Below are 16,978 nucleotides of genomic sequence, written 5' to 3'. Positions count from 1 at the left end.
GTGCATCGGAAGGGGCCTCAGAGCAGCTCGGCGCGGGGGCCGTCGGGCTGTTCGAGACGCCGCTCCAGGATCGAACGGGCGAGCTCGGAACCCTCCTCGTCCGTCAGCCTGCGGCAGCCCTCGTCCGTGATGACGGTGACGATCGGATAGATCCGGCGGGCCACGTCGGGCCCCCCGGTCGCCGAGTCGTCGTCGGCCGCGTCGTACAGCGCCTGCACGACCAGCGTGGTGGCCTGCTGCTCCGTCAGGTCATCGCGGTAGAGCTTCTTCATCGAACCGCGGGCGAAGACGGAACCGGAGCCCGTCGAGGCGTAACCGCGCTCCTCCGAGCGGCCGCCCGTGACGTCGTAGGAGAAGATCCGGCCCTTCTCGCGGTCGACGTCGTACCCGGCGAAGAGCGGAACCACCGCGAGCCCCTGCATGGCCATCGAGAGATTCCCGCGGATCATCGTGGAGAGCCGGTTGGCCTTGCCCTCCAGCGACAGGGTGGTGCCCTCGACCTTCTCGAAGTGCTCCAGCTCGAGCTGGAAGAGCTTGACCATCTCCACGGCGAGACCGGCCGTACCGGCGATCCCCACCGCCGAGTACTCGTCGGCCGGGAAGACCTTTTCGATGTCGCGCTGCGCGATCATGTTCCCCATGGTCGCGCGCCGGTCACCGGCAAGGACGACCCCGCCCGGGAACGCCGCGGCGACGATGGTCGTCCCGTGCGGCGCCTCGACCGGCCCCTGGGTGGGCGGCAACGGCCGCCTCCCCGGGAGGACTTCCGGTGAGTGGTCGGACAGGAAGTCCATGAACGAGGAGGATCCCGGCGTCAGGAAAGCGGCCGGCAGACGCCCGGTGCTACGAGGGTTGGCTTCCACGCGTTTCCTTCCGGATGGGCGGCGGCCCGCCTTCTGGAGGCCGGGCCGATCTTGCGGACTGTGAACGGACCTTACCCGTGCCCGCGCCGGTCATCCGTCCCGGTGCGGACGGCTTCCGCCGCCCGCACCGGTCACGGACAACAGGGGCTACTCGCCGCCCTTTTGAACAAATGACCGAACGAAGTCCTCGGCGTTCTCCTCGAGCACGTCGTCGATCTCGTCCAGAACGGAGTCGACGTCGTCCGAGAGCTTCTCCTGGCGCTCCTTGAGGTCCTCCGAGCCCTGCGCCTCAGGCGCCTGCTCCTCGGTCTCCTCGGTGGAGCGCGTCGCCTTCTGCTGCCCGCCGCCGGTGTCCTTGGTCGCCATCTACCTCACCCCGCTCGGTTCGATGTTGTTGAAATAGAAACGGACTGAATCGGACTGAAATCGAGCCGACCCGATCAGAAGCGTGATCGGACCCGCTTGATCAGACACTACAAGCGGGGTCCGACATTGGCCCCGCACTTACCTCAACGTCCGGGACCTACTCCGATGATTCCCACAAGCGGGGCTTTTCAGCCTCCCTGCAGGACCCGGACCAGGTCCTGCGCCGTCCGGCACCGGTCGAGGAGCTCCTTGACGTGGTTACGGGTGCCCCGCAGCGGCTCCAGCGTGGGCACCCGCTGCAGTGAGTCGTAGCCCGGCAGATCGAAGATCACCGAGTCCCAGGAGGCCGCGGCGACATCGTCCGCGTACTGTTCCAGACAGCGGCCACGGAAATAGGCCCTGGTGTCCTCGGGCGGGTTCGAGACGGCCCGTGCGACCGCGGGCTCGTCCAGCAGCCGCTTCATCTTCCCGCGGGCCACCAGACGGTTGTACAGCCCCTTCTCCGGCCGCACATCCGCGTACTGCAGGTCCACCAGGTGGAGCCGCGCCGCGTCCCAGTCCACCCCGTCCCGGCGGCGGTAGCCCTCCAGGATCTCCTGCTTCGTGATCCAGTCGAGCTCCCCCGACAGGCTCATCGGGTCGTTCTCCAGCCGGTTCAGCACGTCCTCCCAGCGCCCCAGGATGTCCCTGGTCTGCTCGTCGGCGTCGGCTCCGTACCGCTCCTCCACATACTTCCGCGCCAGCTCGAAGTACTCCATCTGGAGCTGTACGGCGGTGAGGGTGCGGCCGCTGCGCAGCGTGATCAGCTGCTGGAGACCCGGATCGTGCGAGACCTGGTGCAGGGTGCGCACCGGCTGGTCGACGGCCAGGTCCACATTGATGAACCCGTCCTCGATCATCGCGAGCACCAGGGAGGTCGTCCCCAGCTTGAGGTAGGTGGAGATCTCCGACAGGTTCGCGTCGCCGATGATCACATGCAGACGGCGGTACTTCTCGGCGTCCGAGTGCGGCTCGTCCCGGGTGTTGATGATCGGCCGTTTGAGAGTGGTCTCCAGGCCGACCTCGACCTCGAAGTAGTCCGCGCGCTGGCTGATCTGGAAGCCGTGTTCACGCCCGTCCTGGCCGATTCCGACGCGGCCGGCCCCGGTCACCACCTGGCGGGAGACGAAGAACGGCGTGAGGTGGCGCACGATGTCCGAGAACGGGGTCTCGCGCTTCATCAGGTAGTTCTCGTGCGTCCCGTACGAGGCGCCCTTGTTGTCCGTGTTGTTCTTGTACAGATGGATCGGCTGTGCGCCCGGGATCTGGGCGGCCCGTTCGGCGGCCTCCGCCATGATCCGCTCACCCGCCTTGTCCCACAGCACGGCGTCGCGCGGATTGGTGATCTCGGGGGAGCTGTACTCGGGGTGGGCGTGGTCGACGTAGAGGCGCGCCCCGTTGGTGAGGATCACATTGGCCAGCCCGATGTCCTCGTCGGTCAGCTGGCTGGTGTCCGCGGTCTCCCGGGCGAGGTCGAATCCTCGCGCGTCCCGCAGCGGGTTCTCCTCCTCGAAGTCCCAGCGGGCGCGGCGCGCCCGGTGCATCGCCGCCGCGTAGGCGTTGACGATCTGGGACGAGGTGAGCATGGCATTGGCGTTCGGGTGGCCCGGAACGGAAATGCCGTACTCCGTCTCGATGCCCATTACCCGCCGTACAGTCATGCGGCCCTCCTTGCCCGGCAGCGCCCCTCGCGGAAACGTCGCTCAAGTACCGCTGCTTCTCCGGTGCGTGCGCGGTCGCTCCCCGCACTGCGCGAATCGGTGATACCGAAGAGCGTAGAACGCCAATGCGTCGCTGGGGAGATCATTACAGGCATTGCTGTTCTTGCGGCCGAAGGCCGGAAAACACGGCGGCTGCGGGTACCCGCCGGGGAACCCGCAGCCGCCCTGCTTTTTACAGGTACTGACCGGTGTTCGCCACCGTGTCGATGGAGCGTCCGGTGTCCGCGCCCTGCTTTCCGGTGACAAGGGTGCGGATGAACACGATCCGCTCGCCCTTCTTGCCGGAGATCCGGGCCCAGTCGTCGGGGTTGGTGGTGTTCGGAAGGTCTTCGTTCTCCTTGAACTCATCCACGCACGCCTGGAGGAGGTGGGAGACCCGCAGACCCTTCTGGCCCTGGTCGAGGAAGGCCTTGATGGCCATCTTCTTGGCCCGGTCGACGATGTTCTGAATCATCGCGCCGGAGTTGAAGTCCTTGAAATAGAGGACTTCCTTGTCGCCGTTGGCGTACGTGACTTCGAGGAAGCGGTTCTCCTCGGACTCCGTGTACATCCGCTCCACGACGGACTGGATCATGGCGCTGACCGTGACGTCGGGGTTCTCCCGGTGTTCGGCCAGATCGTCCGTGTGCAGTGGCAGCGACGACCGCAGGTACTTGGCGAAGATGTCCTTCGCCGCCTCCGCGTCCGGACGCTCGATCTTGATCTTGACATCGAGCCGGCCCGGCCGCAGGATCGCCGGGTCGATCATGTCCTCGCGGTTGGAGGCGCCGATGACGATGACGTTCTCCAGGCCTTCCACACCGTCGATCTCGGCGAGCAGCTGCGGAACGATGGTGTTCTCCACGTCCGAGCTGACACCGGATCCACGGGTGCGGAAGAGGGACTCCATCTCGTCGAAGAAGACGATGACGGGGGTGCCCTCACTCGCCTTCTCCCTGGCACGCTGGAAGACCAGGCGGATGTGCCGCTCGGTCTCACCGACGTACTTGTTGAGGAGCTCGGGGCCCTTGATGTTCAGGAAGTAGCTCTTCCCCGCGGGCTGGCCGGTGACCTCGGCGACTTTCTTGGCAAGGGAGTTGGCGACTGCCTTGGCAATGAGAGTCTTGCCGCAGCCGGGCGGACCGTAGAGCAGGATGCCCTTCGGCGGCCGCAGCTCGTGCTCCTTGAAGAGGTCGGGGTGGAGGTACGGAAGCTCGACCGCGTCGCGGATCAGCTCGATCTGGTCGCCCAGGCCGCCGATCTTGTCGTAGTCGATGTCCGGGACCTCTTCGAGGACGAGCTCCTCGACCTCGCTCTTCGGCACCACTTCATAGACATAGCCGGACCTGGAGTCGAGCAGCAGGGCGTCGCCGGGGCGGATGGTGATGTCCAGGAGTGGCTCGGCGAGCCTCACCACCCGCTCCTCGTCGGTGTGCCCGATGACCAGAGCGCGCTCGCCGTCCTCAAGGATCTCCTTGAGGGTGACGATGTCCCCGGCCCGCTCGAATTCCATGGCCTCGACCACGTTGAGCGCTTCGTTCAGCATGACTTCCTGGCCACGCCGGAGCTCTTCGAGCTCGACGCTGGGACTGACGTTCACCCGGAGCTTGCGGCCCCCGGTGAAGATGTCACATGTCCCGTCCTCATTGGCCTGCAGGAAGACACCGAAGCCGGCCGGCGGCTGTGCGAGCCGGTCGACCTCCTCCTTGAGAGCCACGATCTGGTCGCGGGCCTCACGGAGTGTATTGGCGAGCCGCTCGTTCTGCGCGGACACGCCTGCCAGGTTTGTCTGCAGCTCGACGATCCGCTCTTCGAGAATCCTCGTATGACGCGGAGAGTCGGCGAGCTTGCGGCGCAGGACGGCGATCTCCTGCTCAAGATAGGCAACCTGGCCGGCGGGGTCCTCGGACCCTCGCGCGGGCCGGATGCCGCGGTTGATGTCGTCGTCGTGGGCTGCCACGGTCCTCACCTCCTCCAAGGGGAGCTGGACGCTTCCTGACCCTACCTGGGCGGCTGGTGATTGAAACCCCTAGATCACAAAGACCGTCGGGGTGTGTCTGATCTTCACCCTTGCGTACTCCCTCACGCCTTGGGAATACCCACCCATCAACATCGGAAAGCGGCCGGTTGTATCGTCGAAGTGTTCAACACCCGTCAGGGCTGGCTTCAATTGGTTCAACCGCGCAGGAACGGCAGGAGAAATGACCGTGCAGGACGAGGCTCCCACCGGCGACAGCGCCCAGGCGCTGGAGGTCTGGATCGACCAGGATCTCTGCACCGGGGACGGTATCTGTGCCCAGTACGCGCCCGAGGTGTTCGAGCTGGACATCGACGGTCTGGCGTACGTGAAGAGCGGCGACGACGAGCTGCTCCAGTCGGTCGGCGCGACAACGCCCGTGCCGCTCCCCCTCCTCCAGGACGTGGTGGACTCGGCCAAGGAGTGTCCCGGCGACTGCATCCATGTACGCCGGGTTTCGGACAGCGTCGAGGTCTACGGCCCCGGGGCGGAATGAGACGTCATACGCTCCGCGCCTGGGACGGCACCGAGCGTACGAACTTCCCGCCCTCCCATCGCCACTTGGCCTTCTGCCGGACGTCGGGGTTCCAGCGCGGCACATCGGGCGACGAGTAGCCCAGAAGCGTCGCGGTGACCGCGCTGTCCCGCACGGCGAGGGTTCCCACGCTCTGCTGCTCCCCCGGGGCGACCAGTGTGGCGACGACGCGGGGCGGGCCGCTGCCGTCCCCCGGCCGGGTGAGGACGTAGATCCCGCTGGGCGGTGTGCCCGATCCGGCGTCGCAGCGCACCGCGGCCACCGTTTCGGGGCTGCCGTCCCCGTCGAGATCCCCTGACGCCTTCTTCGTGACGGTCGTGCCCACACCCCCGCACTTCAGCGGGAAGGTGGCTGCGGCCGGGTCGGGGGCGGCCGCGGTGGCCGGTTTCGGTGCGGGCTGGGACGCGGTGGCGGGGTCGGGCGTGAGGAAGCCCGCTATGGCGACGACCGCGGCCATCGCGGTGGCCGTGGCCAGCCAGTGGACCGGGCCGGCCCGGGTGTGCGCGAGGTCCGGTAGTGCGAGGTCCGGGAGCGCGGAGGGCTGCACGCGAGAGGTCTCCTGTGGGGCAGTGCCGGAGGGGGTGGCCAGAATAGTGCCACACGTCACAGGAGATCGGAACGCCGGGGTCCGTAAGTTCAACGTAAAGAAGCCGCCGCCGAGTTCCCCGGTGTGCTGGGGAACTCGACGGCGGCGCCGGTGCGTTGTGGCGTCAGGCGGACTCGGCCGGCTCAGCGGGGTCGCCGGCTGCCTCGGGCTTCGGCCGGTCGCTCTTTCCCGGGCCGCTGTAGTCGTCGCCGTACGCGCCCTTGGACGGGCGGCGGCGGCGCAGCGGGGCCTCCACACCGTCGGCGAGGCGGCGGGCGGTGACGAGGAAGCCGGTGTGGCCGATCATCCGGTGGTCCGGGCGGACGGCCAGCCCCTCGACGTGCCAGTTGCGGACCATGGACTCCCAGGGCTGCGGCTCCGCGAAGCAGCCGATCTCCCTGATGGACTCGACGGTGCGCGAGAGCTGGGTGGTGGTGGCCACGTAGCAGCACAGGATGCCGCCGGGCACGAGCGCCTTGGAGACGGCGTCCAGGCACTCCCACGGCGCGAGCATGTCCAGCACCACACGGTCGACGTCGGTGTCGGAGAGGTTGTCCTGGAGGTCACCGACGGTGAGCTGCCAGGCGGGGTGCGGGCCGCCGAAGTAGCGCTCCACGTTCTGGGTGGCGATCTCCGCGAAGTCCTCGCGGCGCTCGTACGAGTGCAGCATGCCCTGCTCGCCGATGGCGCGCAGCAGGAAGCTGCTGAGCGCGCCGGATCCCACACCTGCCTCGACGACCCGTGCGCCGGGGAAGATGTCCCCGAAGGCGAGGATCTGGCCCGCGTCCTTGGGATAGACCACGGCGGCGCCGCGGGGCATGGACAGGACGAAGTCGGGGAGCAGGGGGCGCAGCGCGAGGTAGGCGACGTTTCCCGTGGTACGGACAACACTGCCCTCGGGAGCACCGATCAGCTCGTCGTGCGGGAAAGAACCCTTGTGGGTGTGGAAGTTCTTCCCTGCTTCGAGCGTGAAGGTGTAGTGGCGTCCCTTGGGGTCGGTGAGCTGGACCTGGTCCCCGACTTTGAAGGGCCCACGTCGGCGGGCGGCACCGGTCGGTTCGGACATACGAGCAGACTACCGGCCTCAGGAACCGGGTCGCGCCATCGCCTGGACGAATGCCCGTTCGACGTCGGCGGTGGAGAGGACGCCGTAGATCGCACCGCTCTCCTCGACCACCAGATACTCCGTGGCAGGACTGGCCCGCAGCCGGTCGAGGAGCGCCTCACCCGCCAGCTCGGCCGGAACCCGCATCCCGTCGGTGAGGTCCTGGGCGAGTCCGCTGACCGCGACCCAGGGGCGCCGGTGCTCCGGCACACCGACGATGGCGGCCTCCCTGACCAGGGCCTTCGGATCCCCCTGGCTGTCCACGACGACCAGCGCGCGGGCGCCCGCGTCGTTGGCCCGGCGCAGCGCCTCGGAGAGCGGTGTCGTCGTCTCCACCGGCACCGCGCGCCGGGTGAGCGTGCGGGCCCTGAGTTCGGGGAGGTGTTCGCGCAGCCTGGCCATCCGCAGACTGTTGCCCGCGCCGGTCCAGATGATCCCGGCGAGGATCGCGGCGAGCAGCGCGTCCATGACCGTCTCCATCCCGCCCACGTCGGCGTCGGAGCCGGTGTGGGTGAGCAGCGGGAGTCCGATCAGGACCGATACGGCGAGCGCCCGGCCGAACCAGGCGGCGGCGATAGTGCCGCTCATCGGCTTGCCGGTGATCTTCCAGACGACCGCGCGGAGCATCCGGCCGCCGTCCAGCGGCAGCCCGGGAAGCAGGTTGAAGACCGCCACCAGGAGGTTCGAGATCATCAGGCCCGCCAGCAGGACCCCGGGGACCGTTCCGGGCTCCACCGCCTTCATACCGAGGTAGAAGACGCCGGAGAGGACCAGCGACAGCAGCGGCCCGACGAAGGCCAGGATGAACTCGCGTCCCGGCGTCTCGGACTCCTTCTCGATCTCCGAGACACCCCCGAAGAACTGCAGCTGGATACGGCGCACCGGCAGCTTGAACCGGAGCGCGGCGACCGTGTGGGCCAGTTCGTGGACCAGCACGGAGGCGTAGAAGGCGACCGCGAAGAAGAGGGACACCAGGTACCGCACGTTGCCCAGCTCGGGCAGGATCCGGTCGAGCTGACCGCCGAAGACCCAGGTGATCAGCGCTGCCACCAGGAACCAGCTGGGGGCGACGTACACCGGCACGCCGAAGGGACGGCCCATCAGGATGCCGCCGCCCGGGGCGTCCCGGCGCTGCGGCTTGCCGCCCTCGGGCGCGGGTCCGGGACCTGACCCGTCCGCGCCGGGCTGCGGGCGCCCGCCCTCGCCGCCGCTCTCTTCCACGGTGTCCCTTCGTGTCCTTCGGATGCGTTCCGCACCACCGCTGGTCTCTCGCCGCTTTCCGCGATGTCCCGATCATGCAGTGTGAGGAGGTCTGCCGTCGATGGTATGCGGCCCGTTGTCAGCAGCGGGTCGTAGGGTCTGGAGCATGACTACCGCCCAGCAGCCCACTTCACTCTCGCCGTCACGGGCGAGCGACTTCATGCAGTGTCCGCTGCTGTACAGGTTCCGGGTGATCGACAAGCTGCCGGAGAAGCCGAGCCCGGCGGCGACGCGCGGGACTCTGGTGCATGCCGTGCTCGAGCGAATGTTCGACGACCCGGCTGCGGAGCGGACGGTCCCGCGTGCCAGGGCGATGGTGCCCGGCCAGTGGGACCGGCTCCTTTCGTCCAGGCCCGAGCTCAGCGAGCTGTTCGCGGAGGACACCGGGGGCGAGCAGCTGGCCCAGTGGCTCTCGGAGGCGGAGTCGCTCGTCGAGCGGTGGTTCACGCTGGAGGATCCGACGCGCCTCGAGCCCGCCGAGCGAGAACTGTTCATCGAGACGGAGCTGGCGTCGGGTCTGCGGCTGCGCGGGATCATCGACCGGGTCGATGTGGCACCGACCGGTGAGGTCCGGATCGTCGACTACAAGACGGGCAAGGCTCCCCGCCCGCAGTACGCCGAGGGGGCGCTCTTCCAGATGAAGTTCTACGCCCTGGTCGTGTGGCGGCTGAAGGGGATCGTGCCGCGCAGGCTCCAGCTGGTCTACCTGGGGAACGGCGAGGTGGTGACGTACGACCCGGTCGAGGCCGATCTGGAGCGGGTGGAGCGCAAACTGCTCGCGCTCTGGGACGCGATCAGGAAGGCCACGGAGAGCGGTGACTGGCAGCCCCGGCCGACGAAGCTCTGCGGCTGGTGCGACCACCAGGCCTTCTGTCCGGAATTCGGCGGCACCCCGCCCGTCTACCCCTTGGAAGTGACACCCGACGTGACGCGGGAAGTGACGCACGAGGCCGGGGCCGGGGTGCCTGCCGGGCCACAGTGACGTCCGGCCGCCGCGGCACCGCTGTGCCTGATCCGTCCGGGGCTCCCCCGGTATGCCCCGCGGAGTCCCGGTGGGCCGGCCAGGGCAGAATGGGGCCGGTCTAGCGAAGGAGTTCCCGTGGCGATCCGCGTCCTACTGGTCGACGACCAGCCGCTGCTGCGCACCGGTTTCCGGATGATCCTGGAGGCCGAGCAGGACCTTGCGGTGGTCGGTGAGGCCGGGGACGGCCTCCAGGCCCTCGACCAGGTCCGGGCGCTGCAGCCCGATGTGGTGCTGATGGACATCCGGATGCCCCGGATGGACGGTGTCGAGGCCACCCGCCAGATCACCGGTCCTGGCCGGGACGGCCCGGCGAAGGTCCTCGTACTGACCACCTTCGACCTCGACGAGTACGTCGTGGAGGCCCTGCGGGCCGGCGCGAGCGGCTTTCTGCTGAAGGACGCGCCCGCCAATGAGCTGGTACAGGCGATCCGCGTCGTCGCGGGTGGCGAGGCGACGCTGGCTCCGAGCATCACGCGCCGGCTGCTCGACAAGTACGCGGACCATCTGCCGTCCGGCGAGGACCCCGTTCCGGACACGCTGCACACGCTGACCGAGCGCGAGGTGGAAGTCCTCAAGCTGGTGGCGCGGGGCCTGTCGAATGCCGAGATCGCGGCGGATCTGTTCGTCAGCGAGACCACGGTCAAGACGCATGTGGGCCACGTACTGACCAAGCTGGGGCTGCGTGACCGTGTCCAGGCCGCGGTCTACGCGTACGAGAGCGGGCTGGTACGCCCGGGGGCCAGGGAGTAGCAGCGGGCGCGCCCCCCGGCGGCGTATCCGGCGGACGCCTGGGCGTCCGCCGGGTGCGCCTCGCCCGGACCGTCAGCTGACGCCGCGGGCGAGTTCCCAGATCTGCAGGGCGGACGAGTTGCTGAGCGCCCACTCCACGCCGGTCAGGTCGTCGCGGGCGGCCACGTACTGCTTGCCCTGCCAGAGCGGCAGCACCGGGACGTCGTCCGCCACGATGTCCTGGATCTTCTGGAGCGGGACCACAGCCGTGGTGCGGTCCGAGGCGCTCCGGGAGTCCGGGATGTACGTGTCGCGGATCGTGGTGTTCGCGTAGGGCGTGTTGAGGAAGTTGCCCTTGCTGAGGAACGGCGAGATGAAGTTGTCCGCGTCGGGGAAGTCCGGGAACCAGCCCATGCCGTAGACCGCGTAGTCGCCCTTGAGCTCGGCGGGCCGGAACTGCGCCCACTTGGTGCCCTGGGTCGTCACGTCGAAGAGGCCGGAGGCGTTCAGCTGCTGCTTGAGCAGGGCGAACTCCTTCGCCGTGTTCGGCCCGTAGTGGTCGCTCGTGTAATGCAGCGTCAGGCGCACCTTGCTGTTGATCCCGGCGGAGTGCAGGATCTGGGCGGCCTCGGACTTGCTCGGATCGCCGTACTTGTTGAAGAACGAGTTCGTGTGTCCGCCGATTCCGGTGGGAATCAGCGAGTAGAGCGGCTCGGAGGTGGCGCCGTACACCTTGCTGGCGATCTGACCGCGGTCGATGAGTGCGGCCATCGCCTGGCGGACCGCCTTGTTCTTCACCGAGGGGTCGTCGGTGTTGAAGCCGAGGTAGCGGATCTCCAGGCCGGGGCTCTCGACGAAGTTGATGTCCTGCGACGACCCGCTGGAGAACTTCTCGATCTGGTCCGGGGACATCGTGCGGGCCATCATGTCGACCTTGCCCGACTTGAGCGCGGAGCCCATGGCCGCGGCGTCGGTGAAGGAGTCGACCTCGACCTTGTCGTTCTGCAGCTTCAGCGACCCCTTGTAGTGGGGGTTCTTGGTGAAGGTCGCCTTCTGCAGGCGGTTGTTGCTGACCTCCGCCTTGAAGGTGTACGGGCCGGAGCCGTCGATCACGAAGCCGTTGCGGAGCTTGTCCGGTGCGTAGGCGCTCTTCTCCACGATGCCCGCGGCCGGGGTCGCCAGCTTGTACGGGAAGGTGGCGTCCGGCGTCTTGAGATGGAAGACCAGCTCATGAGCGTTCACGGGCTCGATGGTGTCGATGTTCTCGAGCAGACCGGACGGACCGTTCTTGTCGTGGATGCGCGTGACGCGCTCGATGGAGTACTTCACATCGGTCGCCGTGAGGGGGTCACCGTTGGAGAACTGCAGCCCGCTGCGGAGCTTGCACCGGTAACTCTCGTTCTTGGTGTCCGTGAAATGACAGTCGCTGGCGGCGTCCGGTACCGGCAGGCCGCCACCACGCGGCATCTGCATCAGTGACTGGAGCGTGGGGCGCAGGAAGTTCCAGACACCGGTGTCATAGGTGTAGGCGGGGTCAAGCGGAGCACGGGCCCCCTTGCCGGACTCGATAAAGTCGGTCGTGCCCACGACGATGGGCTTGCCGCCGTCGTCGCCGCTGTCTGCTCCGCCGCACGCGGCGAGTACCGGAGCGAGCAGGCACACTATGGCCGGCAGCACCAGAGTCTTGCGGTTCATTCTGGACGTTCTCCTCATCCGGCACTGGGATACAGCGATGTACAGACACTCCGCCGCTGCCGCCCGGTCGGGGCGAGGCGATCGGGCCGGGTACAGAGCGATCTGTCCAGTGTTCCCGGCGGCCTGGTGAGCACCGGGGCACGGAAGTGTACGGCGAAGTTCTCGCCACGAGATTAGTGGGGAACCTCAGGAAACCTGGACCGGGGGCGACTTGGGTGGTATCCACACCATCTTCACGAATAGCGGAGCGTCAATATCCGACCACCGAAATGATTCGTACACCGCTTCACCAATCGGGACACATAGGCACCCCGGGAGCCGCGATTCGCCGGCCCCGGCACTCAAATCCTCCCGAGTCGGCGCCCCATCGGGTGACGAACGTCACTCGGGGCTCGCCTTTCGTAAAGCATGAAGCGCTCTCCGCGCACTCCCGGAAATACATCCGGCGGGCCGGACGCCGATTCACTTCAAAACGAAATCGACACGGTCAGTATCCGGGTCAGCGCATTCCGTTGACCAGTGCCCTGAGAAAGCCCAGATCAACTTCTTCCAGCGACCCCACGACCACGCGGCCGTCCGCCGCGGCGATCGGCGCGACCGAGGGCACGGCCACTACGCGGCAGCCTGCCGCCTCCGCAGCCGCCACCCCGGTCGCGGTGTCCTCGATGACCGCACAGCGCCCCGGATCGGCCCCCAGGCCCGCTGCGGCGGCCAGATAGGGGTCCGGGTGCGGCTTGGTGCGTGCCACCTCGTCCCCCGCGACCGTCAGGGCGAAGTTGTCCGGGCCGAGCGAGGCCAGCACCCGGTCGATGATCCGGCGGTGCGATGCGGAGACCAGCGCCGTGGGTACGCCGTGGTCGGCCAGCTCCGTGAGCAGCCGCAGGGCACCGGGCATCAGCGGCACCCCTCCCGAGATGCGTGCCTCGAACCGGTCGTTGAGCAGCGTCGTCAGCTCGGGCAGCGCGATGTCCGCTCCGGTGACCTCGATGAGGTACCCGGCGCTGCGGGTCATGGGGCCGCCCACCACGGTGTCGCGCCAGCGTTCGTCGAGCCGGTGGCCGAGGGCGGCGAAGACCTCCACCTCCGCGTCCCACCAGATGCCCTCGGTGTCCACCAGGGTGCCGTCCATGTCGAGGAGGACGGCCTGCAGGGCCGCACCTTCGGCCATACGGGTGTTGAGCGCGGCGACCGTACTGGTCATACGGGGACACCTCCTGGGGGACACGAAGGCCGGTCACCCTCCCTGCTGGGAAGGCAACCGGCCTGCACCGGACCGATAAGTGTACGTGCGGACGGCCCGGCGCGCTCCACGATGCGCGCATCCGCGGGACGTACCGCGCAATCGGCCTACCGGGCGTTGAAGTACTTGGCCTCGGGGTGGTGGATGACGATCGCGTCGGTGGACTGCTCGGGGTGGAGCTGGAACTCCTCCGAGAGGTGGACCCCGATCCGCTCCGGCTGGAGCAGCTCGGCGATCTTCGCGCGGTCCTCCAGGTCGGGGCAGGCGCCGTAGCCGAGCGAGAACCGCGCCCCGCGGTACTTCAGCGCGAACATGTCCTGGACATCCGAGGGGTCCTCGCCCGCGTAGCCGAGCTCGGAGCGGACCCTGGCGTGCCAGTACTCCGCGAGTGCTTCGGCCAACTGCACGGACAGGCCGTGGAGTTCCAGGTAGTCGCGGTAGGAGTTGGCTTCGAACAGCTCGGCCGTGGCCTCACCGATCTTCGAGCCGACCGTCACGACCTGAAGGCCGATCACATCGGTCTCCCCGGACTCCTCGGGGCGGAAGAAGTCCGCCAGGCACAGGCGGCGGCCGCGGCGCTGGCGCGGGAAGGTGAAGCGGGTGCGCTCGCTGCCGTCGTCGTTGAGGAGGACCAGGTCGTCGCCCTTGGACACGCAGGGGAAGTAGCCGTAGACCACGGCCGCCTCCAGCATGTTCTTGGTGTGCAGCTGGTCGAGCCAGCCGCGCAGGTGCGGGCGCCCCTCGCTCTCCACCAGTTCCTCGTAGGTGGCCCCTTCGCCCTTGCGGGCCTCCTTGAGCCCCCACTGCCCCTTGAAGAGCGCGCCTTCGTCGAGCCAGGACGCGTACTCCTTGAGCGGGATCCCCTTGATGACCCGGGTGCCCCAGAACGGCGGCTCGGGCACCGGATTGTCGGTGGCTACGTCCGAGCGGACCGAACCCGCGGGCTCGTCCGCCTCCAGGACGGCGACCGTGTCCCGCTTGGGCACCCGGCGCTGCTTGAGTTCCGGCAGGACCGCTCCGGGGACACCTCGCTTGACCCCGATCAGCGCGTCCATCAGCCGCAGGCCCTCGAAGGCGTCACGGGCGTAGCGGACTTCGCCCTCGTAGATCTCGTGGAGGTCCTGTTCGACGTAGGCGCGGGTGAGAGCAGCGCCTCCGAGGATGACGGGGAAATCGGCCGCCATCTCGCGCTGATTGAGCTCCTGCAGGTTCTCCTTCATGATCACGGTCGACTTGACGAGAAGGCCCGACATGCCGATGACGTCGGCCTTGTGCTCCTCGGCGGCTTCCAGGATCGCCGACACCGGCTGCTTGATGCCGAGGTTGACGACGTTGTAGCCGTTGTTGGTCAGGATGATGTCGACGAGGTTCTTGCCGATGTCGTGGACATCGCCCCGGACGGTGGCGAGCACGATGGTGCCCTTGCCGTCGTCGTCCGTCTTCTCCATGTGCGGCTCCAGATGGGCCACCGCGGTCTTCATGACCTCGGCGGACTGGAGCACGAACGGCAGCTGCATCTGGCCCGAGCCGAACAGCTCACCGACGACCTTCATGCCCTCCAGCAGGGTGTCATTGACGATGTCCAGCGCCGGACGGTCCCGGAGCGCTTCGTCGAGGTCGGCCTCCAGGCCGTTCTTCTCGCCGTCGATGATCCGCCGCTGCAGCCGCTCGTCCAGCGGGAGCGCCAAGAGCTCCTCGGCCCTGCCCTGCTTCATGGACTTCATGTTGACGCCCTCGAAGAGCTCCATGAGCTTCTGCAGGGGGTCGTAGCCCTCGGCGCGGCGGTCGTAGATCAGGTCGAGGGCGACCTTGACCTGCTCCTCCTCCAGCCGGGCGATCGGAAGGATCTTGGACGCATGCACGATCGCCGAGTCCAGACCCGCCTTCGCGCACTCGTCCAGGAACACCGAGTTCAGGACCACCCGGGCCGCCGGATTCAGGCCGAAGGAGATGTTCGACAGGCCCAGGGTGGTCTGGACGTCCGGGCGGCGGCGCTTCAGCTCGCGGATCGCCTCGATGGTGGCGACGCCGTCACCCCTGGACTCCTCCTGACCGGTGCAGATGGTGAAGGTCAGGGTGTCGATGAGGATGTCCGACTCACGGATCCCCCAGTTGCCGGTCAGGTCCTCGATCAGCCGCTCCGCGACCGCGACCTTGTGCTCGACGGTTCGGGCCTGGCCCTCCTCGTCGATGGTGAGCGCGATCAGCGCGGCCCCGTGCTCCTTCGCCAGCTCGGTGACCTTCACGAAGCGGGACTCGGGGCCGTCACCGTCCTCGTAGTTGACCGAGTTGAGGACGGCACGGCCACCCAGCTTCTCCAGCCCGGCACGCAGGACGGGCAGTTCGGTGGAGTCCAGCACGATCGGCAGAGTCGAGGCGGTGGCGAAGCGGCCCGCCAGTTCCGCCATGTCGGCCACACCGTCGCGGCCCACGTAGTCGACACACAGGTCGAGCATGTGCGCGCCCTCACGGATCTGGTCCCGGGCCATCTCCACGCAGTCGTCCCAGCGGCCGTCCAGCATCGCCTCACGGAACTTCTTCGACCCGTTCGCGTTCGTACGCTCACCGATCGCCATGTACGCGGTGTCCTGCCGGAACGGCACCGTCTGGTAGAGCGAGGCAGCGCCGGGTTCGGGGCGCGGGTCGCGCGAGGCCGGGGTGAGGGCACGGGCCCGCTCGACGACCTGGCGCAGGTGCTCGGGCGTTGTCCCGCAGCAGCCGCCGATCAGCGAGAGGCCGTAGTCGCCGACGAAGGCTTCCTGCGCGTCGGCCAGCCCCTCGGGGTCGAGCGGGAAGTGCGCGCCGTCCTTGGTCAGTACGGGCAGGCCGGCGTTCGGCATGCACATCAGCGGCGTACGCGAGTGGCGTGCCAGGTAGCGCAGGTGCTCGCTCATCTCGGCCGGGCCGGTCGAGCAGTTCAGACCGATCAGGTCGATGCCCAGTGGCTCCAGGGCGGTCAGCGCGGCCCCGATCTCGGAGCCGAGCAGCATGACGCCGGTCGTCTCGAAGGCGAGCGAGCAGATCAGCGGCACGTCGATGCCCAGGGCGTCCATGGCCCGGCGCGCGCCGATCAGGCTCGACTTGGTCTGCAGCAGGTCCTGGGTGGTCTCCACGATCAGGGCATCCGCTCCGCCGGCCAGCAGGCCCTCGGCGTTCTGCTGGTAGCCGTCCCGGAGCACGTCGTACGTGGTGTGGCCGAGCGACGGCAGCTTGGTCCCGGGGCCGATCGAGCCGAGCACCCAGCGCTGGCGGCCGTCCTTCGCACCGAACTCGTCGGCGACCTCGCGGGCGATGCGCGCGCCCGCCTCGGACAGCTCGACGATCCGGTCGGCGATCTCGTACTCGTTCGCCGCCGAGTGGTTCGCACCGAAGGTGTTCGTCTCCACGCAGTCGACGCCGACAGCGAAGTACTCCTCGTGGACCGACCGCACGATGTCCGGCCTGGTCACATTCAGGATCTCGTTGCAGCCCTCCAGCTGCTGGAAGTCCTCAAGAGTTGGATCCTGCGCCTGCAGCATGGTGCCCATGGCACCGTCCGCCACCACCACGCGGGTGGCTAGTGCCTCACGGAGAGCGTCCGCGCGGGTCCGGCTGTCAGCGGAAGGGGTTGGCGACGAGGCCATGGAATGTACTCCCTGGGATGCGACGGCTGTCGGCTTTGCGCCTTCCGGCAGGATGACGCACCAGGCCAGAGTAACGGTGGAGGCGCAGAACGGGGATCGCGTTCCACCGGACGGACGCCGTCGCGCCACGGGACCGCAGGGGAGGCCGGGTACCGTCCGGCCGCACTCCGGGTGACACTGAGTCGGCATGGACCGA

At 68.1% G+C, this 16,978-nt stretch carries 13 protein-coding genes; 3 read left to right on the top strand and 10 right to left on the bottom strand.

The window, feature by feature from the left end:
• Positions 1-17: 17 nt before the first annotated feature.
• From prcB to arc, 4 genes are all read right to left on the bottom strand, one after another.
• The gene (gene prcB, locus OG584_RS28890) at positions 18-863 is read right to left on the bottom strand and encodes a proteasome subunit beta (RefSeq protein WP_405782201.1); all 846 of its coding nucleotides are present in this window, start codon (positions 861-863) and stop codon (positions 18-20) included.
• Between the two features lie 147 nt (positions 864-1,010).
• Positions 1,011-1,229, bottom strand: a complete 219-nt coding sequence (locus OG584_RS28885) for a ubiquitin-like protein Pup (RefSeq protein WP_164263898.1) — start codon at positions 1,227-1,229, stop codon at positions 1,011-1,013.
• Positions 1,230-1,417: 188 nt separating this feature from the next.
• Complete coding sequence (dop, locus tag OG584_RS28880) at positions 1,418-2,929, bottom strand: depupylase/deamidase Dop (protein WP_405782199.1); 1,512 nt, start codon at positions 2,927-2,929, stop codon at positions 1,418-1,420.
• 232 nt (positions 2,930-3,161) lie between these two features.
• The gene (gene arc, locus OG584_RS28875; RefSeq protein WP_405782197.1) at positions 3,162-4,928 is read right to left on the bottom strand and encodes a proteasome ATPase; all 1,767 of its coding nucleotides are present in this window, start codon (positions 4,926-4,928) and stop codon (positions 3,162-3,164) included.
• Between the two features lie 241 nt (positions 4,929-5,169).
• On the opposite strand from arc, the gene OG584_RS28870 reads away from it, so the two are divergent.
• Positions 5,170-5,481, top strand: a complete 312-nt coding sequence (locus tag OG584_RS28870) for a ferredoxin (protein WP_405782195.1) — start codon at positions 5,170-5,172, stop codon at positions 5,479-5,481.
• 4 nt (positions 5,482-5,485) lie between these two features.
• Here OG584_RS28870 and OG584_RS28865 read toward each other — a convergent pair whose 3' ends face one another.
• From OG584_RS28865 to OG584_RS28855, 3 genes are all read right to left on the bottom strand, one after another.
• Positions 5,486-6,067: a hypothetical protein gene (locus OG584_RS28865; protein ID WP_405782193.1), complete on the bottom strand. Its 582-nt coding sequence runs from the start codon at positions 6,065-6,067 to the stop codon at positions 5,486-5,488.
• Positions 6,068-6,230: 163 nt separating this feature from the next.
• Positions 6,231-7,172 (bottom strand): tRNA (adenine-N1)-methyltransferase, encoded by a 942-nt coding sequence (locus OG584_RS28860; RefSeq protein ID WP_405782192.1) that lies wholly within the window; start codon positions 7,170-7,172, stop codon positions 6,231-6,233.
• An 18-nt stretch (positions 7,173-7,190) separates the two neighbouring features.
• Positions 7,191-8,432 (bottom strand): site-2 protease family protein, encoded by a 1,242-nt coding sequence (locus OG584_RS28855; RefSeq protein WP_405782191.1) that lies wholly within the window; start codon positions 8,430-8,432, stop codon positions 7,191-7,193.
• 145 nt (positions 8,433-8,577) lie between these two features.
• On the opposite strand from OG584_RS28855, the gene OG584_RS28850 reads away from it, so the two are divergent.
• The gene (locus OG584_RS28850) at positions 8,578-9,453 is read left to right on the top strand and encodes a RecB family exonuclease (RefSeq protein ID WP_405782190.1); all 876 of its coding nucleotides are present in this window, start codon (positions 8,578-8,580) and stop codon (positions 9,451-9,453) included.
• A 117-nt stretch (positions 9,454-9,570) separates the two neighbouring features.
• Positions 9,571-10,245: a response regulator gene (locus tag OG584_RS28845; protein ID WP_405782189.1), complete on the top strand. Its 675-nt coding sequence runs from the start codon at positions 9,571-9,573 to the stop codon at positions 10,243-10,245.
• A 72-nt stretch (positions 10,246-10,317) separates the two neighbouring features.
• On the opposite strand, the gene OG584_RS28840 is transcribed toward OG584_RS28845, so the two are convergent.
• The 3 genes from OG584_RS28840 to metH form a co-directional block, all read right to left on the bottom strand.
• Entirely contained in the window at positions 10,318-11,919 is a 1,602-nt protein-coding gene (locus tag OG584_RS28840) for an ABC transporter substrate-binding protein (protein ID WP_405782188.1), read from the bottom strand.
• 499 nt (positions 11,920-12,418) lie between these two features.
• Positions 12,419-13,120, bottom strand: coding sequence for an HAD family hydrolase (locus tag OG584_RS28835; protein WP_405782186.1), 702 nt, complete (start codon positions 13,118-13,120; stop codon positions 12,419-12,421).
• 146 nt (positions 13,121-13,266) lie between these two features.
• On the bottom strand, positions 13,267-16,782 hold the full coding sequence (metH, locus tag OG584_RS28830; RefSeq protein WP_405782184.1) for a methionine synthase: 3,516 nt from the start codon (positions 16,780-16,782) through the stop codon (positions 13,267-13,269).
• Positions 16,783-16,978 lie beyond the last annotated feature (196 nt).

This window comes from Streptomyces sp. NBC_00859 (assembly GCF_045161865.1).
GTDB lineage: Bacteria > Actinomycetota > Actinomycetes > Streptomycetales > Streptomycetaceae > Streptomyces.
Note: the sequence above shows the minus strand (reverse complement) of the source record. Positions and strands in the feature narration are given on the sequence as shown.